Origin of the sequence: Synechococcus sp. CB0101, from assembly GCF_000179235.2 — a bacterium.
Lineage (GTDB): Bacteria > Cyanobacteriota > Cyanobacteriia > PCC-6307 > Cyanobiaceae > Vulcanococcus.
The window spans coordinates 929,269-956,014 of sequence record NZ_CP039373.1; the positions used below are offsets into that span (position 1 = coordinate 929,269).

Sequence of the window (26,746 nt, forward strand, 5' to 3'; positions counted from 1 at the left end):
TGCAATTACGGCAGACTGAGGGGAGCTATTAGCTGATTGATGTCTGTACGCCCGCTGCAGCTAAGCCCTTGGCAGCGCAAGGTTGCTGGCTTGGTGCAGAGCGTGGATTCGCTGAACACGTTGCTGCTGGCAGGCGGTCGTGGTGGCGGCAAGTCGGTGTTGCTGGTGTGGCTGATTTGCTACTTCGCCATCACGAGCGGTGGGAGTTTCAGGGGTGTGTTGATTAGGGCGGATCTGAGTGGTTTGCAGAAGCTGGAGGGGATGCTGATGGAGCAGATACCGCTGCTGTTACCAGGGAGTAAGTATTTGCGGGCGAAGCGGCAGTGGAACCTGAGCAATGGTGGCAATCTTAAGTTAATACATATGGACGGAAATGATGGATTTAACAAGATTCAGGGTGAGGATTTAAGTCATGTGTTCTGGGATGAGCTGGGGCAGGAAGCAGACCCGCAGGTTGTGTTGAGGGTGCGCAGCTCAATGCGTACGACTGACCCGAGCGTGGTGCCGAAGTTTGTGGCGACGGCTAACCCGCTTGGTCCTGGTAGTTGGTGGATCAGGGATTATGTGGTGACGAAGGCGTTACCGAATCGGATATTTAAGTGTGAGTTCTTTGGTGGTGGTGAGTGTTGTTGGGTTAAGTCAACGCTGCGGGACAACCCGTATCTGAGCAATCCAGATCAGTATGAGGCTGAGCTGAAGGCGAGTTGCTTTGGTGATGAGTCAAAGATTGCGGCTGAGGTTTACGGGGATTGGGGGCAGGTAACAGCTGGCTTCTTTGGTAGTTGCCTGAGTATTGAGCGAAGCATGTTGCCCGGCGGGTTGACCCTCCCGTATCAAGGCGTTGATGGGTCTGTGATCAGACGCGAACACCAGTCGCGGTGGTGCTGGCTTGGCTGTGACTGGGGCACTGCATCACCGGCCTGCGCGGTGCTGATGGTCGAGGTGGTCGATGACTGGATTGAGCTCGGCGGGAAGGTGATCCCCCGCGGTTCGTGGATCTGCCTGGATGAGGCTTACATCTGCTCGATCCAGCCCGATGGCTCCAAGGAATGGAATCGCGGCGACCGCTCGCTCACCACGCAACGCTTCGCCTCGAGAGTTGGCGGTCTGCTCAGTCACTACGGGATGAGCCTTGCAGATGTCGGCAAGCGCCGCACGATCATGGATTCGGCCGTCACCGCACAGCTGGGTTACACGCAGGAAGGCTGGGATGCGCCTGTGACGTTGGCTAATGACTTTGCGCGCTACGGCTTTCAGGTCACCGGTAGCCCCAAAAGCTCGAGAGCTGTTGGCTGGCAGTTCATGAAACAGCTGCTCTATGCAGCGGACCGCGACGGCTCACCCGGGCTCTACATCTCCGAATCCTGCGAATCGCTTTGGCAAACATTGCCCTACTGCGTTAGCGATGAAAAGAACCCCGAGGACATGGAAAAGACTGCACCTGATCACAGCGCGGATGCAGTGCGCTATGTCCTCACCGCTGCCAATCAGAAGCAGCATGGATGGAGAGTTCCGGTTGGTGGTTGTCAGATAAGGCTTTACTGAGGTCGTGATCCGACTGGTTTGATTGAGCTGATCGCTGAAACCCAGCTACCCAGCGAGAAGGACAGCCTGGCGTTTTAAGCACAGCTCCACCAGCAGTTCGATCAGTGGCGCAAGCCGGAGACTGAGATCTTCTGCTTCACACCGGACCAGGTGAAACAGGTCAAGAAAGCAATGGCTCAACCGTCAGTCACGATGTCCATGTAGGCATCGACCAGCTGGAGCCGCTTCTCCTCATCGAAGCCAGCCGGGTCCTCGATCACCTCAAGCATCCCCAGGATTTCTGGCCTGAAGCGGTCGAAGTACATCAGCGACAACTCACGGGAAGTGGGTTCAGGCATCGCAGACCAGGCGGACACGCCAACCGTGGCAAAGGCCTGCTTTGCTGTCAGCCGTCACCCGCTCAACCCATGAGCCTCTGGGGCGTAGACAAGCCCGAGCAGAAACGCCAGCAGGGCAGTGGTGGCATCGGCTGGCTGCGTTCCCCTGACGGCGACAAGGTGGTTCGCATCGAGGGTGCCGGCGAATCTCTCCATGCCAAGCGAGGCTTTGGACAACCAGCTCGACTCAGGAGACGGTTTGACCTCACCAGAAACTCCCTGAAACCTCCCTGGCTCCTCATCTGGCAATGGGCAATCATCCCAGTGATAGTGAATACATCGAGAGGAACACACCTCCGACCTCACGCCAAACGCTCAACAAGGTCAACACTATGAACACCAACATCACTGAACTCAAAAACGAAGAACTGGAAACCATCCAGGGCGGTGGCTCCACAATTCTCGGCAACACAGCACCCGCTGATCCGCAGCTCCAACAGCTGCACGATGTCTTGCCAAAAAGGGGCATTCGCAACATCTAGGGAGACTCTGGACAACAAGCTCGGCCGAGGAATGACTTGGCCTCACTAGAAACACACCGCGCCTCACCCGCTCCTCCTCTGGGGTGGCGCGAGCAAACCTGTGACGGCAAATACATCGAGAGAAAAGCCCTCCGACTGCACCTCACACTTCAAGGAGTTTCAATCATGACTAACAAAGCAGACCGTGATCTGAACCTTCAAACTACCGACCTCCCTCATCAACCAGTAGAGCTTGCGGGCAAGGAGCTAGAAGGTGTGACTGGTGGTTTCATTGAGCCTATACTGGGCTTGTTTGGTATTCGCACCTAAACAACCTCACCCACCCAAAACCCAATGCCAGAAGAACAACTAAAAGCCTTCCTGGAAGCCGTCAAGGCTGATGCGGATCTACAGGAAAAGCTGACGGCAGCTGCAGATGTGGATGCCGTGGTGGAGATTGCCAATGCAGCGGCGTTTGCGATTTCTGCTGAGGAGCAGGGTCAGGTAGAGATTTGCGATGAGGAACTGGGAGGCGTGACTGGGGGCATCCGACCATCTTACGCAGAGATAAAGGAGCATACTGATAGCTTAGTGCGACAATGCAATGAAGCTTACGAAAAAAAACTTAGAGCTGAAACTCTAGAAAAGGAAAAACAACAAAGATATGATTGGTATAAGCCCAAAGATGATCAAGGCTAGCGGCAGCTACTTAACCGCTGATTGTATATACCCAGAGCCCCTGTAACCGCAGGGGCTTTTTCTTCAATAGCCCACAAAGACCCATTATTCAGTCACCAATACCTGGTACCATTTCAATTACGGTAACTATTGCTGGACGGGTTTTCCAGAGGTCTCTCAAGTAATCTTGCTGACGCAGGAGTGACCTTGGGCGATAATGAAGTCATCCACCTCGCCCACTCATAGCTTTGTCAGAAGAGCAACTCAAAGCATTTGACGTGACCCCCTTTATCGGTCCAGGCCTTATGAGAGTGGGTGGTCGTGGTCATGCTGCAGCTCCTGGTTGAGCTGCCTCCAGGGGCGTACGCCCCTGGAGGGCCGAATGTGGCCTGAACGTGTTGTACTCCCAGCGCCAGCGATCAGCCAGGAGTTGAGCCTCGGGAGCCGTGGTGAACAGCTCGGTGTTGAGGAACTCATCCCGGAAGCGTCCGTTGAACGATTCTGCAAAGCCGTTCTCCCATGGGGAGCCCGGCTCGATGTACGCCGTGCTGGTGGTCTCGCTGGCCTCGCACCAGTCCCGTAGAGCTTGGGCGATGAATTCCGGCCCGTTGTCAGACCGGATAAACGTCGGCGCTGGATAGACGCTGGTCAGCTCTTCCAGCACGGCCACGACGTCCTTGGCCTTGCAGCGCCTGCCGACTCGGATGGCCAGGCAGAGACGGCTGTGCTCATCGATCACGTTCAGGAATTTGAGTCTGCGACCGTCGGCCGTGGCATCGAACTGGAAATCCATAGCCCACACCTGGTGGGGATGCTCAGCCCGGTGACGCCGCACGGAGCCATCGGCTGGCCTGGCCCGCTTGCGTTTCCTGGAGATGGGCCGCTGCAGGCCCTCCTCTCGCCACAGCCGTTGCACCCGTTTGTGGTTCACGCTCCAGCCCTCTCGCCGCAGCAGGCGGTAAGCCATCCGCCGGCCCCAGCGGATGTGCTCGGCTGCGATCTCGCGGAGACGATGCCGCAGCTTTCCCTCCTCGATCGAGACGACCTTGGCTGGATGGCGCTGGGTGCTGCGGTTTTGACCCACCACACGGCAGACCTTCCGCTCAGATGCCCGGTAACGCTCCTGCAGGACAACAACGGCCCGCCGGCGACGCTCCGGGCTCAGAAGTTTCCCTCGGCGAGATCCTTGTGCATCGCCTTCTCCAGCTCGGCTTCTGCCAGAAGCTTCTTGAGCCGGGCGTTCTCCTTCTCCAGCTGGGTTAGCCGCTTGGCCTCCTCCGCTTGCATCCCGCCGTATTGCTGCCGCCAACGGTGATACGTCGGCTGCGTCACCTCGATCACGCGGCAGACGTCGGCGACGGTCTTGCCTTGGGCGATCAGCTGCTCCGCGGTTTTGAGCTTGCGGATGATCTGCTCGGCTGTATGCCTGGTGCGTTTCATGGTCGAGTCCCCGGCCCAGTCTGGCCGGATGAGGACTCTCATTCACCCTGGACCGATCACCAGGGTCCACGTCAAGCTCACCACTGTCAGCTCCAAACCGGCAGAGTTGTGGCCGTCCACCCTGGGAGCCAAGCTGGCAATGGGCCTCGGGGGCATAGACAAGCCCGAGCAGAAACGCCAGCAGGGCAGTGGTGGCATCGGCTGGCTGCGCTCCCCTGATGGCGACAAGGTGATTCGCATCGAAGGGGCAAACGAATCGCTCCATGCCAAGTGAGGCTCTGGACAACCAGCTCGACTCAGGAGACGGTTTGACCTCACCAGAAACTCCCTGAAACCTCCCTGGCTCCTCATCTGGTATTGCGCGCCCAACCCTGCGATCGTGAATACATCGAGAGGAACACACCTCCGATCGTTACGCCACAAAAGCGAACAACCTTATACATACTCCTGTCCCATGAACACCCCAATTCTCGCACTTAGCGATCAAGAACTCATCACCGCAGTCGGAGGTAGCGGATCTGGAGCCAAACCTGGCCAGACTGTTGTCGTTCATTATCGCGGTACCTTCGAGAATGGCCAAGAGTTCGACAGCAGCTACGGCCGTGACCCCTTCTCCTTCCCCCTCGGCCTCGGCCGTGTTATCAAAGGCTTGGATGAAGGTGTGGTCGGAATGAAGGTGGGCGAGAAGCGCACCCTAGTGGTTCCCCCAGCCCTGGCCCACGGTGAGCGCGGTGTAGGCGACAAGATCCCCCCCAACACCACCTTGATTTTTGATATTGAGCTTCTTAAGATCCGCTGAGCAGGCTCAAGCATAGGGCTCGAAAGTGTTAATGGTAAATATTTGACAGTACTTAGGTATCCTTTGCTAGTTAATCATTGACTAGGGAAGTCTTAGCAGGGTCGCTCGCCGGTGGCAGCGGTTCCGATCTCTCCTTCCCCAAAGCGCTCGGTTAATCTCAAGGCAACAAACCACTAAGAGCCCCGGGTTGCGCCGAGGCTTTTGCTTTGCTCACGGCAGCTGCTGCTTCAGCTCCTCGCTCACCAGAAAATCCCTGAAACATCCCTCGCTTCTCATCTGGTATCGGGGACTCGGCCCTGCGATGGTGAATACATCGAGAGGAACACACCTCCGACTCAACCTCACACATCAAGGAGTTTTAATCATGACTAACCAACCCAACCGCGATCTCACTCAGCAAGCCCAGGAGCTGGACGACCAGCAGTTGGAAGCCGTTGCCGGAGGTTTTATTAGTTATCCCGTGCCGACGCGGGAAGATTGGGAAGAATTGAAGCGCCGTCATGAGCGAAACCCTAATGGTCACTGATCTGTTGTGGGGGCTCTGCTTTTATGGCCGCCCATGCGGAAATGAATTGCCTAGCAATATAGAAAAACTATGAATTCATTGAGCCCCGGCTTCGGCTGGGGCTTTTTGCTGCGCTCTCGCTCACCAGAAACTCACTGAAACCTCCCTGGCTCCTCATCTGGTATTGAGCGTTCAACCCTGCGATCGTGAATACATCGAGAGGAACACACCTCCGACATTCACACCTCACACTCCAAGGGGTTTCAACCATGACCAATCAATTCAATCGCGACCTCACGCTGCAAGCTTTCGACATTGTTCATCAGCCTTTAGAGCTTTCGGACAAGGATCTGGAAGGCGTGGCTGGTGGCCAATTGTGCCCTGTCGGTCCATTTTTCTGCCCGGACGATCCTGTGTATTCCGACTGGTGATTCGGATCAAGGGGGCAACGGGCATTCAGTAGGCACGGCCAAGTCAGGTCTCTTGTTGTTCCTCCCCTACCACTTCCTCTGGCCTCCGCCCTCTAAAAGCGGTTGGGCGTGCAGCTGTAGCTTGGCCGGTCTTTCATTGAACAGGCTTTTGGTTAAGTGCAAATCACTATTCCGTCTCACCTGAAATTCACTGAATCCCCCATGGCTCCTCATCTGGTAGGAGGCAATCAGCCCTGCGACAGTGAATAAACCGAGAGAAAATACCTCCTACTTCACCTCAAACATCAAGGAGTTTTAATCATGACTAACAAAGCAGACCGTGATCTCAACCTTCAAGCTACCGACCTCCGTCATCAACCAGTAGAGCTTGCGGACAAGCAGCTAGAAGGTGTGTCTGCGGCTTCCAACACCCTGAGGCACTACAGGCGTGATTTCCTGGATCGAGCGGCTGGCTACTAAGGGAATGTACATCCTGACGCTATTCCCCCAGAGCCTCTGTAGTCGCAGGTTTTTTTATCTTCAATAGCCCGCAGAGATCCATCATTCAGCATCCAGTACTTGGCACCATTTCAATTCTGGAGGCCATTGCTGGTCGGATTTTCCAGAGGTCTTTCATACTATCCTGCTGCCACCAGGTTGGAGGTCAGCCATAATGGAGTTCATCACACCTCGCCCACTCCAAGCGATGTCAGAAGAGCAACTCAAAGCATTCCTGGAAGCCGTCAAGGCTGATGCAGGTCTTCAAGAGAAGCTAAAGGCAGCAGGCGATGCCGATGCCGTGGTGGCGATCGCCAAGGGTGCAGGCTTTTTGATCTCTGCTGAGGAGCTGAAAAAAGCGCAGGCTGAGGTTTCAGATCAAGAGTTGGCTATTGTGGCTGGTGGGGGACAGCTTAATCGTCTTAACGATTTCTATTCTGAGGCGATGAAAAAAAGACTTCAGCAAGAGCTTTCAGATAAGGAGCTCGAAGGCGTAGCTGGGGGAATGAATGGCATCCTCCCTAGGGACAAAAATTAGTTAGGGAATCCTCTTGATAACCCCGCACACGCGAGCAGATGCTCCCTGGGTCTCACCCCATCCTGCTGACACCAGACTGAAGATGGGCGATGCTGAAGTCAGACACACCTCACCCACTCAAAGCGATGCCAGAAGAGCAACTCAAAACGTTTCTGGAAGCGGTCAAGGCTGATACGGGGCTTCAGTAGAAGCTGAAGGGAGCAAGTGATGCTGATGCCGTGGTGGCGATTGCCAAGGGTGCAGGCTTTTTGATCTCTGCTGAGGAGCTTCAGAAGTCTCAGTCGGACTTGTCTGACGAGGAGTTGGAAGGCGTGGCTGGGGGCGTCGGCGAGGTGTGTTGGCAGACGAAGGACGTAAATGAGTGGCCTGGGAACGGAGGGAAGGCGTCAGAGGATTGGTGGAAACCTGCCTGAACTAAGAGTTACCCACTTTGATCTCCTAAAACCCCTGCAAACACAAGGGCTTTTTGTTTCTTCAATAGCGCACTCAAGACCATAAGTCAGCCTCCAGTGCCTGGCACCATTGCATCGAAATGAGCCTTGTTGGCGGGTTGTCGAGAGGATCGCAAGTGTGTGGAGGTGACTGACGCCGACATCACCAGCTCAGGCAGGCCCCTGGTGAAGCACTGCCGCCGGATGCTGCGCTTCAACGCCGAGCAGCTTTGGCAGAACCTGATCCGGCAGGGGTGGAAACGGGTGCCGCCGCAGTGGTGAGGTTCAAATGAAAACCCCGCCATTGCATACGGGGCTCGGGAAAGTTCTGCCGGGGTGTTGATCAGGACAAACCCAAAACCTGCCCTGCTTTTCCCTCATGGTGTTGTATGGCTTTCAGCTTAATGTGTGAGCATAAGGCGCCCCGGCATCCATATTAGAGCCCGGATGTATTTGCAACCACGAAAATACTGGCATAGGCCTCTGACTCGTCTTGGGTGCTAACAATGCTGATTCCCTGCCAGATCGACGGAGAGTGTTCTTTCCATGAATTGTCCTTGTCGCCAGACCCCTCCGAGCCCTTGCCCTCGGATTGAGATTGGCCCGCTTCATCCGTCAATATGAGGCTCAGACCTGGAGTCCCAAGACTGGTCTTCGCTGCCCGATGGAGATCGTGAAAAGACACACTGCCAAGGCCAGAGCCTAGCGAGCCACGAGAAGAAGGATTCAATCCACCTTCAATAATCGGATCCTCTGCGGAGCCATTGGCCAGCCCAGTTCGCGCAACTGGTCCGCCGACACCCCAGTCATCTACTGGATTAGGGCGAAAATCATCATCCCAGGGATTTGTTTGAGATTCAAACGGATTAGGCCGAGAGCCGCCGCCCCTAGAGTTGCCTTCGAACGGATTCGGACGGTCTTCGGGATTAGGCCTATCTTGCGAGTCTCCTGCATTGTTGTCAGTGTCGGTGTCATCATCATTTGAATCGCTAGTGCCATCTGTCCACTCACCAGTCTGTGCGTTGTAAGTTGAACCCCAATCATCATCTGACTCTACGTTCTGCTCCTGCTGGGCCTGGTCCTCGCTGCTTGCATGCCCGGAGCCACCTGTTCTGGTTCTGCCATGGTCAGTGGCTTGATCATTGGATGAGATCCCAGTAATTGGGTCTGCTGATTGCCCAGACCCATTGGTGCCTCTTGCTGAGCTCTGTGCAGCAGCGGTGTCTTGCTGGACAATTGCCTGCGACTGTTCTCTATCTGAATGACCACCCTGCCCAGCCTGGCTCCTTGCGTTACTAGCGCCATTAGACTCCGCAGCATCCAGATAGCCTTCTTGCGCTATCTGATGCATTTCAAATTGCGAGAAAGAACCCGCGTTGGCGTGGCCAGTAGAATCTATCCGCTGGTTATTCTCTGTAGTGCCATGCTCTATTTGTGTAGAGTTTGCTCCTGACAACTCTCCTTGCCCGGAGGCCTCTGGCAGAGCAAAGCGATCAGGATTCGATGTTGCTAGATTGTAAGCGGCACCGAGGGCTGCTGATGTAAGCAGGCCAATCGCGAATGCCGGCGCACCTGCAACCCCCAGAATCCCAACAACAGAAATCGCGACGACATTGCTAACTGCCGTAACAGCCGCATCTTCTGCCCAGTCCTCATTGAAGAGCGATTCGCCATCTCTCGCCGTTTCAAGCCCTTCGTTGAGGACTATTGCTGCACCTGTGTCAACTAGGTATTCAAATGCAGGTCGAGAACCCGGGAGCCACTTATTGGCAACAGCCCCAATAAGATCGCCAAGGATATTGGTGGTAGTAGCACTGCCTGAACCAATGGCTATGTTTGCCAGGGTGTCGCGCTGAAAAGTGGTTTCATGCTTGGCAGAAGAAGTAGTCTTCGTGCCTTGTTTCTTGGATGCTGACTTAGTTAATCCAGGTGCCATTGCTCTTGTTTCGGTGGGGTTTGTGTCTTTGGGATCTCTCCCTCCGATGCACACACCATCGCCCGGTTGACTGGAGGACAAATTGACCTGGCTCAAGCCCTGCAGTGATCTTGCTCACAGACCATCAGAACCACTGCAGCAACTGAGTTCTGCTAGCACCTGACACAACAAAACCCCCAGGCCATGGGCGCCTGAGGGTCGTTGGTCGGTGGGAGTGGATCCTTGGCTTATCGGCCCCACCGTCTGCAGCTGTTCTGGCTCAGGTGGGTGGCTGGGTGCAAGGGGTTACCTCAGGCTTTCGCACGCCTCCCCATCACGGTCGCCGTCCAGATAGGTGTGCCCCTGCTTGAGCAATTCCTGAGCCCTGGCCCAACTGCCCACATCCGCACACCGGTATCGCCCTGAAGGCTTGCGGCTGCTGGCTGGAAGAGTGGTGGAGCTTGAGCGGGACGACCCACCACGCCGCCAGTTCCAGGGCCTGGTGATGCCACCTGATACTGACCACACCCCACGACGGGCTGACTCAGCCTGCTTCTCGGCAGACAGGTAAGCGTTCCGGTCGCAGCCACTTAAGTACTGGCGGTAGACAAAGGCATCCCCTCGGCGGACCAGCTCCACATTCACGTTGGTGCTTCCACGCAGGATCTCAGCCACTGTCCTGCCGTAGCGGTCCTTCTTGTTGCCCTGCACCGTGACCGTTGCCCCAACAGGAGCAAGCGATTGCAACGCGGCACGGGATTGGCCGCCATAGGGCCGCTGGGCTGATTCGGGTGCGTCGACACAAGCCAGGCGGATCGTGGTTCTCCGGCCAGAGGCATTGACGGTGAGTGTGTCCCCGTCACCAACTGAGAGCACCGTGGCTGGCCCAGCCCATGCAGGGGTCCACCAAGTGCTGACAAGTAGGGAGAGGGCAATACCTCCTCCCGCGATGCTGGTCCTTGAGATCACCGAGGCATGTTCTCGCCGTTCTTGCCGCAGAGGCTTTCGCAAGGGATCCCGTCCTTATCCCGATCCAGCTTGGTGTTGCCGGCCTTGTATGAGGCAACAGCCTGAGCGCAGGTTTGGAAGGAGGAGCAGCTCTGGGCCCAAGCAGTCCCTGAGCTGAGAACCAGAACCCCAAGGCCGGCGAGAGCAGCGATGGCTGAAGGCTTCATAGCAAAAAGGCTTACTGATCTCGGCTTAGCCCGGGTCAGATGTGGGTGGCAATGATCAGTCCCAGCCGCTTCCATGCCGATGCCTTGGGCGATCTGCGTGACTTCCTCGAAACCACCGAGGAGAACCCTGCACTCAGAGCTGCGGCCACCTTTCGAGCAATGGATCGGCTGCGCGATGCCCTGCTGCTGATTGAGGAGACCGCTTCGGTCGAAACCCCGGTGCCATTGCTCCTGCAGGACGTGGCGCTGCTAGGGCGGCAACTGCTTCAACGCCTGCGCTGAGCTATGGCATGAGTAGCCAGGATCTAGCCCACATTCACCGACTCGGACTAATCTGCAAATGAGGCTCGTACTTCTCGCCAGACCTGATCACTAGCGAAGGCCGTGAAACCGCTCACTTTCAATGCATTGCTTGAATCAGAGGGGCTCGACCCTGCAAGGGTCCGTCTTATCAGACACAAGCATGAGAGACGCTATCAAGAGCAAGTATTCAGCGACGCGCTAAACAAGCGCGAGAAATTCGAGAAATACCAGTCAAGCCAGGGTGACACGAGAGTAATTAAGTCAATTAAGACCGCTGATTACATAGCCTCGTTCGTGGTCAGCCCCTCCGGCGAAACGGTATTTGCGGGCATTTGGAAGGTCAATGGCTGCAAGGAGATTTTTACCGCTGACCCGTACAAGGATGGGAAAAATCCGCCGTCAGAAACTGAATCCACCTTCGATCTAGCGCGCACTGCTCACTTAGATGGCTTAGTGGGGAAGCTTCTAGTGGAATGGGGCGATGGAGCGCGCGCATGGGTTCAGCGCGCTGAAAATGGGAATAAACCCGTTATCGAGCTAAGGCAGAGCATCTCAGAGCCTCCATTCCCAGGGTGGCTTGAGTTCCGCCGGAGACTTAGCGAAATCGAGTCCATGCCAATCACATGGCAAGAAGTATTGAAGGAATACAAGGGTGTTTATCTAATAGTCGATGAGGAGGATGGGTCGCAATATGTTGGCTCTGCCACTGGGGACAATGGTTTCTTTGGGCGGTGGCGTGACTACCACAATGGTCACGGTGGTAACGAAAGCCTCAAGCATAGAGCCAAGTCAGCAGCAAGCTATTACGTCGCCATCCTGCAGGCGATTGCTCCTGGGAATGCAAATGAAGGAAGCCTGATCACCGAGCTAGAAACATACTGGAAGATAAAGCTTGGCTCTAGGGTGCACGGCCTGAATCTTAATTAACAAGTCCACCTATTCGTCAATAACTGGCTAGTCCTGGGTCGAATTCTGGCGAGTAGAAGCCACTATCCATGAGTATCTGCTGGGCTTCTCCGAGTTTCTTGTATGCTTCTTTCCATTTTTTATTGGTTTCATCAGGCCGGGTGCTCAAGATTGTTCTTCTGATTAGCTCAAGCGCAAAGCCGGCCTGGTCTCTTTCGTCCAATGAATTGAGTCGCATGCGTCGGGATCCATTTGGATTAGACAACGAAACCCCAGGCCGTGGGTGCCTGAGGGTCGTTGCGGGTGAGCAGTAGATGAGGCCCCTTGGCTGGCCGCTCACCACTGCATCAGTTCTGCCTCAGATGCCTGCCAGGGTGCAACCCCCTGGTTGCCGCCATCAGCTCCTGCAGCAGGGCTAGATCCTTCTGGCGCTTCTGCTGGCCTGCTGGCGTGGCATCCCAGCCAAGCTGCTCAGCGGCGCGGGCCAGGTAGTCGGCGGTGAATGTGGTGCTCATGGGGTCTCCATGCGTGGATCCCCTGAGTGTTCCCCTGGCGATGGCGGCAGGGACACGGCTTAACGCTTCAGCAGTGGATGGGGAGGCGTGGAATAGCAGCGGACAGCAGGAAACTAAAAGTCAATCTTCTGCCTGCCACCCAATGTTGACAATGAAATAGAAGCCATAGAAGCTAGCTCATTAAGACTGTCTACTCTTAGATCAACTGTCGACCAGTTTTCCCGCCTTCCCTCAACCAAGTCAAAGTTAGATGAAAGCCATCTTTTCAAAGAACTCTCAACTTCCAAAACCATTGAACCTGGCGCTGGTCCACGCAATTCGAGTAACGTCCAGCCGTCCCTACGATGAGTCGAGAGACGACTGACAGGGACATTGGTTATTCCAATTTGCTGCTCTCCAGGACGCGCCATCAAATAGAGCCAGGCATCCTTTCCCTGGTTAAATCCAACGGGAGTACAGGAGGGGCAACCTGTTGGACTAGAACACGTAAGGCGAACAGGTTGAATACTCCAGATGTGCAGGCACGAAGGAAGCTGACACTGAAACTGGGTTTTATGCCCATACCCATGATAAGCACCCATCATTTTGATGCCCCCCTTGGAGACCTTTTCTAAACGCTCAAGGAAGTCTTCCTCCGTGACGCGAGCCACTCCCGAGCATCGTGGGCACCCCGCATCGTTATTAGTAAAAACGGCAATACTAGTCTTCCACTCGTACTCGCACACGAGACAGCTAAACGTGCAGGGCGTCTTGGTATCAATGTAATCATCCCCCATTCGGATGCTCGGCTTTTTCTCCTCCATCCATTGCCTCTTCTCCTGCTCTGACACCAAGAACTGCTTGCCATTTGCAGTCCACCCACAATCCGGGCAACCCTGAAGCCCCCTGCCCTGCAAGCGAATTACCTCGGGAATGGTGGTCCATTCTCGAAACGAAGACTCATGATTTGGATTAAGGCAACGAAAGGTGGCAGGCTCCGATTGCGACGTGTATTCCAGTAGATGCACGAAAGGGCGATTTTCCTTTAGCCATTTACGAAACTCATCCTCGGGCAGGCGCTTACTCTCTGCATTGCGCCTGATAGCGCACTGCGGGCAGCCCGTCGCAGCCGTTTTGAGTGACCTGAATGTCGTTTCCCACTTATGCAGGCACTGTTCATCAGTGCACTGAAAAAGCGTCTTGCCCCGATGGGTTGTCAGCTCACCAATCAGCTTGACATCGGGGCGATGCTTTCTGAGCCATTTCCGTATTTCTGCTTTCCATTCTTCGTTCCGCGCAGCTAACGCACACTTTGGGCATCCATACTTGACACCACGCAGAAGGTTATCAGGGGTGGCTTGCCATTCATGGGAGCATGCTTTACAGCGCAGACTAATCTTTTCTTTTGCCGTGACGTAATCACTCAGGGCTTCGATCCGAGGAAACCTTTGCGCAAGGCGCCTCACAAACTCCTCAGGAGAAAGTCGAGCAAGCATGGCTAACCCTCCTTGCACGTAGCGAGCATGGCTTCAGCCTCCTACCGCCACAGCCTGCCCTGCATCCCCTGAATGGGTGAGACACGCCTGCCCGTTCACAGCCTCAAAGGCACTGGCAAGGTCGCGCGTCATGAAGCGGGCGTAGTTGCCCATATGCACCTCAAGGCTGTGCCCCATGGCATCAGCCATTTGCTTGGGCTGCAGACCACGGGCGTGACCAGTAGCGCTGTAGCGATGACGGAATGAGTAGGGCACGAGTTCCTGCCCTTCAGCAGCAGCTTCAGCAGCGATGGACTGCCAAGTGGGCTGACGCTTGAGGAAGGTGCCAAGCGCCTCGCCTGCTTTGCCTGGCTGCCCCAGCGGCGGCAGTTCCTCTTTGAGGTGGACGCGCTGCTGCAGGTTCCAATCCACTGCCCCATCCACGTCATGCACGAGCAGGGGGTAGAGGCGACGTTCAGCCGTGCGAGCACCTTTACGCCCGCCCTTGGACTTCTGATAGGTGGACCACAGCTCGGTGCCGTTGTTGCGGGTGACGAGATGGCGCAGGTCTTCAGGGCGCAAGCCGTAGACGGCGAGCAGCTGCAGGGCAAAGCGCCAGCGGTGCCCTGCGGCGGTATCAGGCACCGCATCCACCAGACGCAGCACCTGAGCATCGGTGAGGGGATAGCCGATGCGCTTCTCGTTGACGTATTCACCATCAACGGCAGCAGGTGGCAGCCAGCAGGATTTGAAGCTGCGGCGCTGAACGCAAAAGCGGAGGAAGCCGCTGAGTGATTGGCGCATGATTTGGCGCTGACGGGTGCCTGGCTCCCAACGCTTGAGAGCGGCATCACAGAGGTCAACACCGTTGGTGGGGGCGTTCTTGCTGCCGAGTGCCTTCAGCGCTGCCTCAAAGACAGGCGTGTACTTCTGACGCCATGTGCGGTCAGAGACGCGTTGCTTGTGCTGGCGGTAGGCAGCAGCGGCAGCAGTCCAGTCGGTGTCGTGGGCAGAGCGCACGACGGTGGCGACCTTGGCGGCACCTTTGAGGTCAACGCCACCTTCGTTGAAGGCTTTGGCAATGACCTTGATGTGCTGCAGGGCATCAACCCATGCCGCTTCCTCCCAGGCAAAGGGGAGGTTCATGGATTGGGTCTTGATGCCAGGGCGACGCACTTGAAGGCGCATACGCCCGTAGTCGGGCATGACAAGCCAGCCGCTGCCCACCTGGGACTTGATGGCTTTACGGAGCTGGATTGCCCAGTCGGTTGAGGTATTCACTTGCGCTGGGGAGCACTAGGTCATTTCTACACGGGTCTCCGTGTAAAAGCAAGCGATACGGTGCGGCAGCGTGCGACTGCGTGCGGAGTCAACCCAGTGTGGATCCCTATTTTTTACTGGGGTTTTGCCGTCCTGCCAGCTTTGCCCAGTCCCTTTGGGAGCACTAGGTCGCAGGTTCGAATCCTGTCGCCCCGATTGATTTCTCAGGGATTGAGCCGAAACTTTCCGCTCAAATCCCGCTCAAAAATCCGTCCCGCTATGGCTGGCAGTGTCTGGAAGCGTCCGGGGTTGTCAGGGCCGTCCCCCGTAGCCTCCAGTGCGAGCAAGCCTCAACGGGGGCGATACCGAGCTGCGTCATCCCTGAACGCATCCATCCCCTTTCGCCGAATCCGCTGATGGATCGATCGCAGATCTCCGGTCCCAGGAGTTCCTGTCCTTCGCATCCGAGCCAATGACCCATACCCCCCACTGGTCCGTGCAACGTCAGGCCACCGATTGCCTGGGCGTGAGCGAGCGGACGCTGCATCGCTGGCGCTCCGCCGGCCTGCTCAAGCCGGGTGAGCACTTCCGCCGGAAGTTCCCCTCGCCCAACAGCCCGCTCCTCTATCACCTGGAGCGCTGCGAGGAAGCCATGAACCATGCCTGCGCACGTCCCTGGCAGCAGCTCGAGCGTGCACCCCAGTGCTCCCGCGAGAAACTCAAGCGCCGTTGAAGACAACCCTCAGGGCTGGCCCTGCCCCCGACCGCTCACCGAGCTTCCCAAGGCGAGTCCAGCCAGGATGCTGAGCCCCTGATTCACCGCGTCATCAATGCGCCCCTGAGGGCGGGCGCAGAACAAGACGACTGGGTGCTCGGGAGTGGGAGTGCCCAAGGCTTGCTGCGTTGCATCAGGCTCAACAACGGCTCTGGAGCCGACAGATACGTCAACACGCCGCTCAAGTGCCGGCACGCCATGAATTCGCACATACAGCCAGCTCAGCGCCGTGCAGTTGAGTAAGTCGAAGGCGAGAGTGGCGCCCTGGAACCCGAGGATCCCTGTGGAAATCCAAACCACAAGTCTGCGGGAATCCATGAAGCACGATCGAACTGATTAAAGAGTTCCGAGGTCGCACGTCTGCTCAAAAATGCTCTGCTTCTGCCCAATGGCAGAGACCCAGGGGCCTAAAGCAAGCTCAGAGCAGGCAAGCCCTTCACCAGAGCTGCCACCCAGGTTCGGGAAGGTGCGATAAATCCAATTGATCAGCGGGGTAAGAGGGCGAGAAGCTACAGACAGGGCTAAAACTCAGCAAGCATCAAGCCGCGTGCAAGCGGCGGGGAAAGAGAGAAACGAACAGGACTGACCAGCCAAGCGACAGGCAGCTCCGCAGCGTTGATCGCTCGACTCGAGGGAGCGGTGCCCGAGTCCTGACTGCTTGAACGCCTTGCAATGCTTGACCGTGAAAGAGCACTTGGACACCATGAGGCAACGGATGAGGGAGGCAGCCCTCTAACACACCCGAGCGTGAAGCGAACGAAACAGCCGAGGACAAGAAGCGTCAAAAGACAGTCGTATTTCCGAAAGCCAAGCACCCTGACGTGGCCCCTAAAAATCGGTCCAGGGTGAATGAGAGCCCTCATCCGGCCAGACTGGGCCGGGGACTCCACCATGAAACGAACCCGCCACACACCCGAGCAGATCATCCGCAAGCTCAAAACGGCTGACCAGTTGCTTGCCCAGGGCCAGACAGTTGCGGACGCCTGCCGATTTCTCGAGGTCTCCCAGCCCACCTACCACCGCTGGCGGCAGCTCTACGGCGGAATGAAGGCAGAAGAGGCCAAACGGCTCAGCCAGCTGGAGAAAGAGAACGCCCGGCTCAAAAGGCTTCTGGCGGAAGCAGAGCTCGACAAGGCGATGCTCAAGGACCTCGCCGAGGGAAACTTCTGAGCCCGGAGCGTCGCCGGCGGGCCGTCACAGTCCTGCAGGAGCGTTACCGGGCATCCCAGCGGAGGGTCTGCCGATTGGTGGGCCAGCACCGCAGCAGCCAGCGCCATGTCGGCAAGGTCGCCGATCTTGAGGAGGCCAAGCTGAGGCATCGTCTCCGCGAAATCGCAGCTGAGCACATCCGCTGGGGCCGGCGCATGGCCCACCGCCTGTTGCGGCGGGAAGGCTGGACGGTAAACCACAAGCGGGTGCACCGGCTCTGGCGCGAGGAGGGCCTCCAGCGGCCCACCCCCGCAAGCAGAAGAGGGCACGCCCGGCTGACGGCTCGGTGCGACGTCACCAGGCTGAGCACCCGCACCAGGTCTGGGCGATGGACTTCCAATTCGACGCCACGGCCGATGGCCGGCGGCTCAAGTTCCTCAACGTGATCGACGAGCACAGCCGTCTCTGCCTGGCCATCCGGGTGGGCAGGCGCTGCAAGTCCAGAGACGTCGTGGCGGTGCTGGAGGAGCTCACCAGCCTCTACCCAGCCCCAGCGTTCATCCGCAGCGACAACAGGCCCGAATTCATCGCCCACGCCCTCAAGCGCTGGAGCGAGAACAGCGGCACCACCACGGCCTACATCGAACCAGGATCACCGTGGCAGAACGGGTTTGCCGAGTCGTTCAACAGCCGGTTCAGGGATGAGTTACTGAACACCGAGCTGTTCGCCACCGTGAGCGAGGCCCAAACCTTGGCTGATCGCTGGCGCTGGGAGTACAACACCTTGAGGCCGCATTCAGCCCTCCAGGGGCGTACGCCCCTGGAGGCAGCTCAACCAGCTGCTGCATAACCACCCACTCTCATTGCGCCTGGACCAATGAAGGGGGTCACGTCAGGCCGGGGCAAGGGTGGCCGCAAGCTCAGCTACACCGCCACCGTGCAGGGCAACGGCAACCTGTTGATCGGCAAGGCCTACACCGCCATGCTCGACCTCAAGCCCGGCGATGAATTTGAAATCAAACTCGGCCGCAAGCAAGTTCGCCTGATCCCCGTGGGTGGGGTCGACGAAGACGAGTGATGTCCTGAACAATCCGTTGATTCCCACGACCCCTGGCGTTTCGCCAGGGGTCTTTTGATGCAGACGACGTCAACCAACAGGCTGACCGTGGCATCGTGGAAGGGGCAACACGCAGGAGGCAATGCCCAAACAGAGACCCAAACGCAGGAATGCTTTGGCCGTCTTCAGCCTGGCCCTGTCCCTCGCCGGCTATCTGCTTCTGCAGAGCGGTGCGCTGCCTAACAAGAAGAAGAAAGTGTCGACTTCAACGTCGGTGGAGATCATGAGCGATACCCGGTCTTGAAGCAGCTCGACGTGTAGGTCTGGGCATGATGTGTGGATCGCAGATCTGATCATGCAACAACAGGCCTATGACAGCGATGGAGAACTGTTGACACCTCGCGACGGTGCTAGCGACAGGATCTCATTCCTGCAATGCGCGGCAGGAGAAAGTTCCTGGCCTGGCGGAGGCACTAGCTAGTGTTTCGCATTGAGGGTATGGAAACGAACGTCGCGCGCGCAAACCCAGAAACGCAAGAGCAATGACAGGCAAACTCAAAGGCAAGAGACCAACACAAGCTGATGCACGTTCAGCCCTCACGAGAGGAGAGATAATCGACAGAGAGAATCACAGCGATGGGTTCAGGCGTCGCGCTGCAGCGAATGATTGGCTGAGGGATTCTGAACTGAGATGCAATTTAACGGACAGGAGAGCCTTCTGGTACGCCCGCTCAAAGCAGCGATCAGCGACCTGCTCCCAATACTGACGAGCACGGTTATCGATAACAGAGCGAAGTCAAACGCGATGTCGGTCGCTGGGATGATTGACTCTGCTGATAGGCGAGGCCAAGGCTACTTAACCAGGCTGACAAGCAGTTGATAGAACGTGAAGCCATCACGACGTGACGTCACTGATATCGAAGAGACACAGATCGACCCTTGATATCGAGAGTCTCGATGGACGGCCAGGGAATATGCTTGCCATGCATAAGACTATGAAGGTTGGCGATGCACCGTCATGTGATTGCTGTTGAGGACTGGTGATGCAGTGACGTACTTGTGCGGCCGTAGCGGTCTTCAAAGCGAACGATATCGTCTTCGCCTAGGTAAGGTCCGCTCTGCACCTCGATCATCTCGACGGGGATCTTGCCAGGGTTAGACAGGCGGTGCTTGCAGCCCAGGGGGATGTAGGTGCTCTGATTTTCACCGACCAGCTGCTCTTGGCCATCGCGTTCCACCACGGCGGTGCCGCGCACCACGATCCAGTGCTCGGCGCGGTGGTGGTGCATCTGTAGCGACAGGCTGGCACCTGGATTCACCACGATTTTCTTCACCTGCCAGCGCTCGCCTTCGGTAATGCCGTCGTAGCTGCCCCACGGGCGGTAAATGCGGCGATGGGCCTTGCTTTCTGGCGCTCCCTCAACCTCGAGCAATCCCACGATCGATTTCACATCTTGAGCGCGATCGCGGTGAGCTACCAGCACCACATCGTCGGTTTCCACCACCACCAAGTTCTCGACGCCCAGTCCCACCACCAGGCGGTGCTCACTGCGCAGATAACAGTTCCTGCTGTCTTCACTGATCACGCGGCCCCGCAACACGTTGCCCGAGCTGTCTTGAGTGGCCGTTTCCCAGAGGGTGCTCCAGCTGCCCACATCGCTCCAGCCCGCATCGAGCGGCACAACGGCGCCCCGGTCGGTGCGCACCATGACGGCCACATCGATCGCCACGTTGGGGCAACCGGCGAAGGCTTCGCGTTCGAGCCGCAGGAAATCCAGATCTTCGCTGTCGTGCTCCAGGGCGGCCCGGCAGGCACTCACCACATCCGGGGCCAGGCGTTCAAGCTCCGCCAAGATCGCGCTGGCCTTGAACAGGAACATGCCGCTGTTCCAGGTGAAGCGGCCGCTGGCTAGGAATTGTTCGGCGGTGGCGCGATCGGGCTTCTCCACAAATCGTGCGATCGGCACCGGCGACTGAGTGCCGCTAACACCTTCGGCAGCCTCGATGTAGCCGTATCCCGTTTCCGGTGCTGTCGGCACGATCCCGAAGGTCACCAGCTGGCCGGCTTCCGCGGCGGCTCTGCCCGCTTCAACGCTCTGCCGGAATCCGGCCGCATCGCGAATCACATGATCAGCCGCTAAAACGAAGAGCAAAGGGTCGTCGCCGTGGGCGGTGGCATGCAAAGCGGCTACCGCGACGGCTGGCGCTGTGTTGCGGCCCATCGGCTCCAACAGGATCACACCCGGATCCACACCGATTTGGCGCATCTGCTCAGCCACAATGAAGCGGTGGTCTTCATGGCAAATCAAGAGCGGAGGCTGGAGCCCCTGAATGCCATTCAGCCGCTGCTGGGTTTGCTGAAGAAGGGTGTCATCACCATCGCCGGCGAGAGCCCAATACTGCTTGGGGTAGCTGGCTCTGGACAGGGGCCAGAGCCGCGTGCCAGTGCCGCCGCAGAGAATGACGGGAACAAGAGGAGTCATGGGAGGTTGGATCAGCATTAAATGCAACAGACGGCACGCTTAGAAATAGCTATGCCCACAGCGATAGAACGACAATCGGGAGTCAGACAGCTCAAAGTCACGACAGAACGAGCAAGGTTGTGCGTGAGTGTGAAAGGTGCAAGTGCAAGGCCAACGAGCGCAGAGGAGCACAAAGCCAGTCCAGGTGAGAGCTGGAGCTGCTTTGGATGACTCAGAATCCAGAGCCGGTGCAAAAATTGCTGGCAAGTGGGATTCAAGTTGCCTGCAGGGCTTAAACCAGAAATCCGGCGACAGACGCCCAAAGCAAGAACCCGTCAGCGATGCCGCAAAGCATGAAGATCAATAAGCTAGGTTAGACAAGTCATAAAGACGAGACTGCTCAGTCTGCCCACCAAGATGGAGCTTATAGATTACTACAGGTGGTGCCTTAGGCAACTCGAGCTGAAGCAGTGGGAAGCGGCAGAAGGGCGCTTACTCTGGCTCCGACATCAGCTGGGTCCAACAGACCAAGACATTGCTGATGCTCTGGCCTATGCGCTACTCATGCAGGGTGCATACGAACAATGCATAGCAGTACTAACTCCTGTTCTCTATAGCCCCAAGCGGAGCTTCTGGATCCATCACAAATATGCAGATGCAAAACGGGGACTGCATCAACTCAGGGATGCCGTCAAGCATTACCAGCAGGCCGTCTTGGATGGATCAACAAGCCACCTGACCATTCGCAATCTTCTAGAAGTGTTATTCGCCTTAGATCCCCGAGAAGCGATCGAAGAGCTGGGGAGATGGCAGGAACCGCTCCAAGATGAACACATTCAAGGCGTCACGAGCGCTGCCATGGCCGTGCCTGGACTCGACATCGCCCGATGGTTACAAGAGCGCGGCTTAGCCAACAGTGCCATCCAGCGCAGGCTCATCGAAGCAGATGTTCTGACCCTTAACATGAGAGGCCTCGAAGAGATATCAGCATCTGCAAAAGCTCATGCAATGTCAGAAATCGAACACCATGATGAACATCAAGATGGCGAGCAACAACGCTGGCTTGATGCTATACACCATCGTCTGAAACGATTGGCCGTGTTGGTTGATCAACCGAGTGATTGAAGCACTGGAGAGCTCGTATTCAATAGCTCACGACGCGTCGGCTTGAGCAATAGAGTACCTAAGCGTTGACGCACGACCGGCGCGAGACGCTCAAAGCTCAACCGTTCACGAACAGCAACGGCCCCACGGGCAGCAAGGCGGGCGCCAACCTGTGGATCAGACGCCAGATCACGCATCCAAGCTGCTGCCGCGTTGAGATCAGGGTCTGCCCACAACCAACCTCGACGGTAATCACCAGAAGTGTGCTCTATCGGAATCAGCTGCCATGGAATCAAGGCAGCACTTCCTTGTGGCATGAATTCGAGATTGCCTGAATAAGCCGTGGCCATCACCGGCAGGCCGATGGCCATCGCATCTGCCAACACCAATCCGAAGCCTTCACTACGATGCAAACTAACCAGGACATCGGCACTGAGCAATAGCTCATCCAAATCATCGGAACTAAGCAACTGATGTTGCCAATGAATCCGGGGATCATCTGCCGTCTTGGCCATTAACTGGTTGCAGGCGGCGGGGAACTGCTCGGCGCTACTGGTTTTAATCAAGAGTTCTACCGGCGGAAGGTGAGATGAGCCCGGAGGGAAGGCCTTCCAGAAGGCTTCAATCACACCATCTGGATTCTTGCGTTCCGTGGTGCTCCAGAAATCAAACAAACAGAGAAATCGAAATGCCCGGCCAGCCTGGGGACGACGATCACGACGTCGGTCTTGTAACACCTGCAAGCGAGGCCAATCAGGGTAGTGGGGCACACTGACCACAGGAATTGGGCTGCGTTGTGCCAGCGCTTGCGCCGTGAATGGACTCGGGCACCAGATTTCATCGTAGGAGGACAAGAACGATTCCCAGCCTTCAGGAAACGCTTCAAGCTCCCACGCCCAGTAACCGATCCGGAGCGGAGCCGTGAGGTCTGCGGCGTGCAGCAAACACGGGTCGGCCTGCAGCAGATTGGGATTGGTATGAACCAGATCAATCTGCACGGGCAGTGATTGGTGTTGGCTGCACGGCGCCGACTGAATGGCTGGATGGCTAGCCAAAGGCAAATCGTGACATGCGACGTTGCAGCCAACCTCACGCAGGAGCCTGACTGTGGCCGCAGCCCCACCTGCCAGACCAAAGGAGGCACGGTGGTGCCCCCAAACGCGCAGGTTGATCAAAACTGTGTCATGCCCTCAGCCGCTTCAGACGAATTCAATGCCACCCTGATTGAAGGGTGTGCCTCCAGAGATAATCTCAATGACACCCCCTTTCTTGGTGGCGATCGTCAGCTCATCAGTACCAATACCGGTAACCCGCTGTGGACTGGTTTCAAGGATGATGTCATCGCGAGCCGTATCAAAATCGTCAATGATAATCTTGGTACGCTTCTTAGAGCGTCGAATCGCGCGCCTGGCGATAATTAGATCATCCTCACCATTGGCGCCAGCGTTCCCGCCAGAACCATCCATCGTCAGCTTGACTTTGGCTTTTGAAATGACCGAATCCGCAACAAATACGTCATCTCCACCGCCTCCGATGATGACGTCCTTGCCCTTGGAGAGAACAACACCATCATTGAATTCCGTGCCGAGCAGGTAGTCATTGCCCCGAGACAGCTCTATAAATGTATTAAGCGCCGGCACGTCAGCCTGAAGCGACGCTGATGCGAGCGCGTTCGAAGCCAGGCTTGCCGCGGAGAGGCCTGCAGCAAAGATGCGCGGGAAGACTGGGGGCAGCTTCTCCGGTAGCACCAGCTCAGTAGCCAGACCACCCTCAAGGGAGATGGAGAGACCATTCGCTGATTTCCCGCGGATCACCAAGCCACCAACCTGAAGAGAGTTACCCTGCTCATCAACACCAACACGGATCTGAACACCGGTTGTTGCCAATGTTGAGCTCGCTTTTGTAGCTACAAAAGCGAGCTCAACCTTGGCCGTTGCAATGGCAATAAAAAGATTTTGCGGCAATCCATCAAATTGAGGATCCAGAAGAACATTCACAGGCGCCGTGCCCGTATTCGGATCAGTAATTGCAGCGGTGCCTGAGGAAAGGCCAGTAAAGACAATAGTCGTACCGCCAGGCGGCTGAGGTAACGAATCTTCAACTGTGATTTGACGCACAGTTGTATCGACAAAATCGGGAGGCGCGAAGGACATCTGACAAATCCAAGTTTCCGCACTTTAACGAGATGCACTTATCCCAACCATTGCCAATCGCTGCTTGCATACGCCTATGCACTGATTGAGTATTAAAGTGTTCATTCCACAACAGGCCAGCCGACACTCAGGCCAACAGTGAAGGCATTCGCTGCGAGGTTCCGCGCTACATCCAACCAAAGCGCTCGTTACCCCGTCGTCTGAGCACCTGCAGCAGTTGAGCGATCACAGGGCTGACAAGGCCGAGGGTTCCAGATCAATCGGCCACTCCAGAGGACCCGCATAGAGCAGGTCTTGAAGGATTGGCGGGGTGGCTGCACCCAGGCAACGGCGCTGGCGCTGGTTGGCGCTGGCGAGCAGGCTGGCGCTGTAGGGCGGCTGGTAACCGGGATTCATCAGTTCGATCAACTCCGAACCCCTCGGCATCAGCAACAAGTTCGCCATCGCGCCGCCGTGCGCCATCACCACCCGCTCGGTGCACTCCAAGGCACGGAGCTGCTGAGCCACGCTGCGGCCGAGGCTCGGGCTTTGGAGGCCAAGCTTGGGTAAGGCGAGTAACCAGCGCTGGTGTTGCAGTAGGGGGCGGCGCTGTTCCGGTGATCGCGAAAGAAACACACCCATGCCACGGGTGTCTGCCTGAGGAAGCCGCTCGCTGATGGCGCCCCAAAACCTTCGCAACCAATGAAGGCTGCGCACACCCGGACGGCCAAACGAGGAGGTGTAGGTGGGCACCAACAGCTCACACGCCTGCAGGTGGGGATGTCGGTGGGCACACAGTTGTCGATCGGCGGGAATGCCTAAATGGTGAAGGGCCTCGCGGATCCAAGGCGTTGAACCGCCGTTATGCCAGAGCCGCAAGCCTGGGTAGTGGGCACTCAATTGCTGCCAGGCGCGCCCCAGCCGCGGCATCAACTCAAGCTGTGCGTGGTAGTACAACTCTGCGGAGAGGTCCGCCACCGCCAACACCGGGCCCTCGAACTGAAGCGCTGAAGCGGGCCGGTGATGGGGGTGGGCCATCAAGGCCAAAACCTGCAACTGATGTTGCGCCTCAACGCGGCAATCGGGCCAATGCCACGGGTAGCGGCGCACGAGGGCCGGGATGAGGCGACCATCGGCCTGGGCAACCGCCACACCATGGGTCTGGCCCAGCTGCACATGGCGTTCAATCCAGATGCGGCCGTGCTCGAGGGCATGAATCTGCAGATCGGGCTCCTCCGGTAGCGGATTCGCCGCTAAGGCAGAGGAGCAGGGCTGGCAATGCAAGCCAGCGCAGTGACGCTGCGGCCAAGGGGGCTGATGTGGCTGGGGCACCGCTAGGGCATGGGCCCCCGCCGCAAGGCCCTGGCGCGCATAGAGATCCGCCAACTGCTGATCGAGTTGTGGATCAGAGCCGCAGGCCCAGGCCCGCTCGAGGAGCTGCAACGACCGCCCCGGTGCATGGTCGAGGCAGAGCGCAGCCCAACCGCGCAACACCTGGCCCAACAAGCTGATCTCTGCCTCGCCGGGGACACCAGCCTGCAGCTGCGCAAGCAGGCGCAGCACCAGGCTGCGCTGCTCAGCGAGGGGGTCTTGGGGTAAGGCCTGATGAGCTGCCTCGATGTAGGCGAGGCAACGGTGGCTCTGCAGCAACTGCTCGCGCCAGATGCCAAGGGCATGGTGGGGCTTGCCGCGGTCGAGCAGTGGCCATGCCTCGGATATTGCACTCACAGCGGTTGGAGCAACAACTCCCGGGCCTGGCGCCAAAAGGAGCTTTCACAGAAGCTGGTGCGATCGAAGCCGATGCCATCGCGCAGGCAACTGCGGCTGATGTGTTCGAGGAAATGCACAGGTCGCTGCACCAGGGGTAAGGGGCAGCTGAGGCGGGCGCGCCTCAGCGTTTGCAAAGCAAGGAGCTGATCACCACTGCACCAAGCCCGCCAAGCCCCCCAGGTGAGGGTGCCGTAGCGGATCTGATCAGCCCAGGGCTGGGGCTGATCGATCAAGTGGCGATCCACCACAGCGGCAAGGCCATCGATCACGGCGCTGGTGTGGGCACTGGCGGCCGATGGATGCACGCGATAACGCACCAAGGGCTCCTTCAGCCACTGGCCGAGATGCCCTGCAGCCGCCAAGCGGAGCATTAAATCCACATCCTCGGCGTGGCTGAGGCTCTCATCGAAGCCGCCCACAGCAAGCAGGGCGTCTCGACGCAGAGTCCAGGCGCTGGGCAGCACAGCCTTGTGGGTGAGGGCGGAGCGCAGATCAAACGCTGCTCCATCGCGCCAAGGTTCAACGGTGCTTAGGGATTGCCCACTGGGGCACACCCGAAGCCACCCTCCGTGCACATGACTCAGTTGCGGATTGGCCCGCAGGTGGTGCAGTGGTGCCTGCAAACGGCGGGGAAGGGCCGCATCGTCGGCATCGAGCAGGGCAATGATGGGCGCCTTGGTGGTGCGGATGGCAAGGTTGCGCGCCGCTGCAACTCCGATTCCTGGGGTGCGCAGAAGGATGCATTGCTGCGCGGGCCAGTGTGCGGTGAGGCGGCGAAGAAGATGCCCACCCTGATCCGTGGATCCGTCATCTACGGCGATCAATTGCCAACGAAGATCCTGAGACGCGTTCACCAGCGCGAGCAGGCTCTCCGCTAACCAGCGCTGCGCATTGCGAAAGGGAAGAACAACCGCAAGATCACAGGATTCAGGTAACAATGGATGGGTGGATGGTGAGCAGAAGCGATGGGCAAGCGCCAAGCCAAACAGCGCAGCAAGAAAAGCAAGGATGCAACCCCAGCAGAGCCGGCGTGTTCAGCAGCTGTTTCCAAGCCTGATGCCCAATGCGGGTCAAACGCTGAAGCACG

At 57.5% G+C, this 26,746-nt stretch carries 28 protein-coding genes and 2 pseudogenes; 16 read left to right on the forward strand and 14 right to left on the reverse strand.

Annotated features, from left to right (window positions below; translation table 11 throughout):
* Positions 1-39 precede the first annotated feature (39 nt).
* Complete coding sequence (locus CB0101_RS05070; RefSeq protein WP_010306551.1) at positions 40-1,545, forward strand: hypothetical protein; 1,506 nt, start codon at positions 40-42, stop codon at positions 1,543-1,545.
* A gap of 176 nt (positions 1,546-1,721) precedes the next feature.
* Here CB0101_RS05070 and CB0101_RS15265 read toward each other — a convergent pair whose 3' ends face one another.
* On the reverse strand, positions 1,722-1,883 hold the full coding sequence (locus CB0101_RS15265) for a hypothetical protein (protein ID WP_168187940.1): 162 nt from the start codon (positions 1,881-1,883) through the stop codon (positions 1,722-1,724).
* Between the two features lie 287 nt (positions 1,884-2,170).
* On the opposite strand from CB0101_RS15265, the gene CB0101_RS05075 reads away from it, so the two are divergent.
* The gene (locus CB0101_RS05075; protein WP_136643977.1) at positions 2,171-2,404 is read left to right on the forward strand and encodes a hypothetical protein; all 234 of its coding nucleotides are present in this window, start codon (positions 2,171-2,173) and stop codon (positions 2,402-2,404) included.
* Between the two features lie 333 nt (positions 2,405-2,737).
* Positions 2,738-3,082, forward strand: coding sequence for a Nif11-like leader peptide family RiPP precursor (locus CB0101_RS15825; protein ID WP_010306535.1), 345 nt, complete (start codon positions 2,738-2,740; stop codon positions 3,080-3,082).
* A 304-nt stretch (positions 3,083-3,386) separates the two neighbouring features.
* On the opposite strand, the gene CB0101_RS05085 is transcribed toward CB0101_RS15825, so the two are convergent.
* Positions 3,387-4,501 (reverse strand): IS3 family transposase gene (locus tag CB0101_RS05085; protein WP_371413618.1). Its coding sequence is split into 2 segments (ribosomal slippage): positions 3,387-4,237 and positions 4,237-4,501, totalling 1,116 coding nucleotides; the frame shifts between segments, so codons are not numbered across the junction.
* A gap of 106 nt (positions 4,502-4,607) precedes the next feature.
* Between CB0101_RS05085 and CB0101_RS15270 the strand changes: the two genes are divergently transcribed.
* The 7 genes from CB0101_RS15270 to CB0101_RS05105 all read left to right on the forward strand — a co-directional run bounded on the left by CB0101_RS15270 (position 4,608) and on the right by CB0101_RS05105 (position 7,964).
* A complete protein-coding gene (locus CB0101_RS15270) occupies positions 4,608-4,775 on the forward strand; it encodes a hypothetical protein (protein ID WP_168187941.1) in 168 nt (55 codons plus the stop codon).
* Between the two features lie 180 nt (positions 4,776-4,955).
* Positions 4,956-5,300, forward strand: a complete 345-nt coding sequence (locus tag CB0101_RS05090; protein WP_010306519.1) for an FKBP-type peptidyl-prolyl cis-trans isomerase — start codon at positions 4,956-4,958, stop codon at positions 5,298-5,300.
* Positions 5,301-5,664: 364 nt separating this feature from the next.
* Positions 5,665-5,826, forward strand: a complete 162-nt coding sequence (locus CB0101_RS15275; protein ID WP_168187942.1) for a hypothetical protein — start codon at positions 5,665-5,667, stop codon at positions 5,824-5,826.
* A gap of 248 nt (positions 5,827-6,074) precedes the next feature.
* Positions 6,075-6,236 carry a hypothetical protein gene (locus CB0101_RS15280; protein ID WP_010306512.1) on the forward strand — a complete coding sequence of 54 codons (162 nt, stop codon included), beginning with the start codon at positions 6,075-6,077 and terminating at the stop codon, positions 6,234-6,236.
* Positions 6,237-6,921: 685 nt separating this feature from the next.
* Complete coding sequence (locus tag CB0101_RS05095; RefSeq protein WP_083798556.1) at positions 6,922-7,251, forward strand: Nif11-like leader peptide family natural product precursor; 330 nt, start codon at positions 6,922-6,924, stop codon at positions 7,249-7,251.
* Between the two features lie 191 nt (positions 7,252-7,442).
* Entirely contained in the window at positions 7,443-7,664 is a 222-nt protein-coding gene (locus tag CB0101_RS05100; protein ID WP_371413626.1) for a Nif11-like leader peptide family RiPP precursor, read from the forward strand.
* A gap of 165 nt (positions 7,665-7,829) precedes the next feature.
* Positions 7,830-7,964 (forward strand): DUF1651 domain-containing protein, encoded by a 135-nt coding sequence (locus CB0101_RS05105; RefSeq protein ID WP_168187943.1) that lies wholly within the window; start codon positions 7,830-7,832, stop codon positions 7,962-7,964.
* Between the two features lie 154 nt (positions 7,965-8,118).
* On the opposite strand, the gene CB0101_RS05110 is transcribed toward CB0101_RS05105, so the two are convergent.
* The 3 genes from CB0101_RS05110 to CB0101_RS15830 form a co-directional block, all read right to left on the reverse strand.
* Positions 8,119-9,714, reverse strand: coding sequence for a hypothetical protein (locus tag CB0101_RS05110; RefSeq protein ID WP_136643979.1), 1,596 nt, complete (start codon positions 9,712-9,714; stop codon positions 8,119-8,121).
* A 189-nt stretch (positions 9,715-9,903) separates the two neighbouring features.
* Entirely contained in the window at positions 9,904-10,566 is a 663-nt protein-coding gene (locus CB0101_RS05115) for a thermonuclease family protein (protein ID WP_010306503.1), read from the reverse strand.
* The gene (locus CB0101_RS15830; RefSeq protein WP_083798548.1) at positions 10,563-10,847 is read right to left on the reverse strand and encodes an excalibur calcium-binding domain-containing protein; all 285 of its coding nucleotides are present in this window, start codon (positions 10,845-10,847) and stop codon (positions 10,563-10,565) included. Before CB0101_RS15830 ends, CB0101_RS05115 begins: the two co-directional genes overlap by 4 nt.
* On the opposite strand from CB0101_RS15830, the gene CB0101_RS05125 reads away from it, so the two are divergent.
* Together CB0101_RS05125 and CB0101_RS05130 are read left to right on the forward strand one after the other, a co-directional pair.
* The gene (locus CB0101_RS05125) at positions 10,824-11,054 is read left to right on the forward strand and encodes a hypothetical protein (RefSeq protein WP_168187944.1); all 231 of its coding nucleotides are present in this window, start codon (positions 10,824-10,826) and stop codon (positions 11,052-11,054) included. The two genes, CB0101_RS15830 and CB0101_RS05125, sit on opposite strands and share 24 nt — an antisense overlap.
* Positions 11,055-11,156: 102 nt before the next feature.
* The gene (locus CB0101_RS05130) at positions 11,157-12,002 is read left to right on the forward strand and encodes a GIY-YIG nuclease family protein (RefSeq protein ID WP_029552850.1); all 846 of its coding nucleotides are present in this window, start codon (positions 11,157-11,159) and stop codon (positions 12,000-12,002) included.
* Positions 12,003-12,328: 326 nt separating this feature from the next.
* On the opposite strand, the gene CB0101_RS15285 is transcribed toward CB0101_RS05130, so the two are convergent.
* From CB0101_RS15285 to CB0101_RS05145, 3 genes are all read right to left on the reverse strand, one after another.
* Entirely contained in the window at positions 12,329-12,496 is a 168-nt protein-coding gene (locus tag CB0101_RS15285; protein WP_010306492.1) for a hypothetical protein, read from the reverse strand.
* Positions 12,497-12,609: 113 nt separating this feature from the next.
* Positions 12,610-13,971, reverse strand: a complete 1,362-nt coding sequence (locus tag CB0101_RS05140) for a zinc-ribbon domain-containing protein (protein WP_071778116.1) — start codon at positions 13,969-13,971, stop codon at positions 12,610-12,612.
* Between the two features lie 33 nt (positions 13,972-14,004).
* A complete protein-coding gene (locus tag CB0101_RS05145; RefSeq protein WP_210409965.1) occupies positions 14,005-15,096 on the reverse strand; it encodes an integrase in 1,092 nt (363 codons plus the stop codon).
* A 586-nt stretch (positions 15,097-15,682) separates the two neighbouring features.
* On the opposite strand from CB0101_RS05145, the gene CB0101_RS05150 reads away from it, so the two are divergent.
* Positions 15,683-15,943 carry a hypothetical protein gene (locus CB0101_RS05150; protein WP_043717283.1) on the forward strand — a complete coding sequence of 87 codons (261 nt, stop codon included), beginning with the start codon at positions 15,683-15,685 and terminating at the stop codon, positions 15,941-15,943.
* 9 nt (positions 15,944-15,952) lie between these two features.
* Here CB0101_RS05150 and CB0101_RS15605 read toward each other — a convergent pair whose 3' ends face one another.
* The gene (locus CB0101_RS15605; protein WP_246833828.1) at positions 15,953-16,102 is read right to left on the reverse strand and encodes a hypothetical protein; all 150 of its coding nucleotides are present in this window, start codon (positions 16,100-16,102) and stop codon (positions 15,953-15,955) included.
* Between the two features lie 732 nt (positions 16,103-16,834).
* On the opposite strand from CB0101_RS15605, the pseudogene CB0101_RS05160 reads away from it, so the two are divergent.
* A pseudogene (locus CB0101_RS05160) lies at positions 16,835-17,984 on the forward strand (IS3 family transposase).
* A 42-nt stretch (positions 17,985-18,026) separates the two neighbouring features.
* Positions 18,027-18,212, forward strand: a pseudogene (locus CB0101_RS05165) (AbrB family transcriptional regulator); the annotation flags it as partial.
* A 995-nt stretch (positions 18,213-19,207) separates the two neighbouring features.
* Here the strand turns inward: CB0101_RS05165 and CB0101_RS05170 are convergent.
* A complete protein-coding gene (locus tag CB0101_RS05170; RefSeq protein ID WP_010306435.1) occupies positions 19,208-20,674 on the reverse strand; it encodes a mannose-1-phosphate guanylyltransferase/mannose-6-phosphate isomerase in 1,467 nt (488 codons plus the stop codon).
* Positions 20,675-21,070: 396 nt separating this feature from the next.
* On the opposite strand from CB0101_RS05170, the gene CB0101_RS05175 reads away from it, so the two are divergent.
* Positions 21,071-21,778 carry a hypothetical protein gene (locus tag CB0101_RS05175; protein ID WP_168187945.1) on the forward strand — a complete coding sequence of 236 codons (708 nt, stop codon included), beginning with the start codon at positions 21,071-21,073 and terminating at the stop codon, positions 21,776-21,778.
* On the opposite strand, the gene CB0101_RS05180 is transcribed toward CB0101_RS05175, so the two are convergent.
* The 4 genes from CB0101_RS05180 to CB0101_RS05195 form a co-directional block, all read right to left on the reverse strand.
* Entirely contained in the window at positions 21,763-22,755 is a 993-nt protein-coding gene (locus CB0101_RS05180) for a glycosyltransferase family 4 protein (RefSeq protein WP_010306429.1), read from the reverse strand. The genes CB0101_RS05175 and CB0101_RS05180 overlap by 16 nt on opposite strands.
* Before the next feature lie 201 nt (positions 22,756-22,956).
* Complete coding sequence (locus CB0101_RS05185; RefSeq protein ID WP_136643983.1) at positions 22,957-23,910, reverse strand: hypothetical protein; 954 nt, start codon at positions 23,908-23,910, stop codon at positions 22,957-22,959.
* 225 nt (positions 23,911-24,135) lie between these two features.
* Positions 24,136-25,617, reverse strand: coding sequence for a DUF563 domain-containing protein (locus tag CB0101_RS05190; RefSeq protein ID WP_010306422.1), 1,482 nt, complete (start codon positions 25,615-25,617; stop codon positions 24,136-24,138).
* Positions 25,614-26,639 carry a glycosyltransferase gene (locus CB0101_RS05195; RefSeq protein WP_168187946.1) on the reverse strand — a complete coding sequence of 342 codons (1,026 nt, stop codon included), beginning with the start codon at positions 26,637-26,639 and terminating at the stop codon, positions 25,614-25,616. The genes CB0101_RS05190 and CB0101_RS05195 overlap by 4 nt, the downstream gene beginning before the upstream one ends.
* Between the last annotated feature and the right edge of the window lie 107 nt (positions 26,640-26,746).

Bases quoted from the DNA above. Each gene is read 5' to 3' on its own strand.
- CB0101_RS05170 (WP_010306435.1), bottom strand. From the start codon at position 20,674: ATGACTCCTCTTGTTCCCGTCATTCTCTGCGGCGGCACTGGCACGCGG.
- CB0101_RS05185 (WP_136643983.1), bottom strand. From the start codon at position 23,910: ATGTCCTTCGCGCCTCCCGATTTTGTCGATACAACTGTGCGTCAAATC.
- CB0101_RS15285 (WP_010306492.1), bottom strand. From the start codon at position 12,496: ATGAGCACCACATTCACCGCCGACTACCTGGCCCGCGCCGCTGAGCAG.
- CB0101_RS05075 (WP_136643977.1), top strand. From the start codon at position 2,171: ATGGGCAATCATCCCAGTGATAGTGAATACATCGAGAGGAACACACCT.
- CB0101_RS05145 (WP_210409965.1), bottom strand. From the start codon at position 15,096: ATGAACCTCCCCTTTGCCTGGGAGGAAGCGGCATGGGTTGATGCCCTG.
- CB0101_RS15280 (WP_010306512.1), top strand. From the start codon at position 6,075: ATGACCAATCAATTCAATCGCGACCTCACGCTGCAAGCTTTCGACATT.
- CB0101_RS15825 (WP_010306535.1), top strand. From the start codon at position 2,738: ATGCCAGAAGAACAACTAAAAGCCTTCCTGGAAGCCGTCAAGGCTGAT.
- CB0101_RS15265 (WP_168187940.1), bottom strand. From the start codon at position 1,883: ATGCCTGAACCCACTTCCCGTGAGTTGTCGCTGATGTACTTCGACCGC.
- CB0101_RS15830 (WP_083798548.1), bottom strand. From the start codon at position 10,847: ATGGAAGCGGCTGGGACTGATCATTGCCACCCACATCTGACCCGGGCT.
- CB0101_RS05095 (WP_083798556.1), top strand. From the start codon at position 6,922: ATGTCAGAAGAGCAACTCAAAGCATTCCTGGAAGCCGTCAAGGCTGAT.
- CB0101_RS05090 (WP_010306519.1), top strand. From the start codon at position 4,956: ATGAACACCCCAATTCTCGCACTTAGCGATCAAGAACTCATCACCGCA.
- CB0101_RS05125 (WP_168187944.1), top strand. From the start codon at position 10,824: ATGATCAGTCCCAGCCGCTTCCATGCCGATGCCTTGGGCGATCTGCGT.
- CB0101_RS05070 (WP_010306551.1), top strand. From the start codon at position 40: ATGTCTGTACGCCCGCTGCAGCTAAGCCCTTGGCAGCGCAAGGTTGCT.
- CB0101_RS05175 (WP_168187945.1), top strand. From the start codon at position 21,071: ATGGAGCTTATAGATTACTACAGGTGGTGCCTTAGGCAACTCGAGCTG.
- CB0101_RS05140 (WP_071778116.1), bottom strand. From the start codon at position 13,971: ATGCTTGCTCGACTTTCTCCTGAGGAGTTTGTGAGGCGCCTTGCGCAA.
- CB0101_RS05150 (WP_043717283.1), top strand. From the start codon at position 15,683: ATGACCCATACCCCCCACTGGTCCGTGCAACGTCAGGCCACCGATTGC.
- CB0101_RS15275 (WP_168187942.1), top strand. From the start codon at position 5,665: ATGACTAACCAACCCAACCGCGATCTCACTCAGCAAGCCCAGGAGCTG.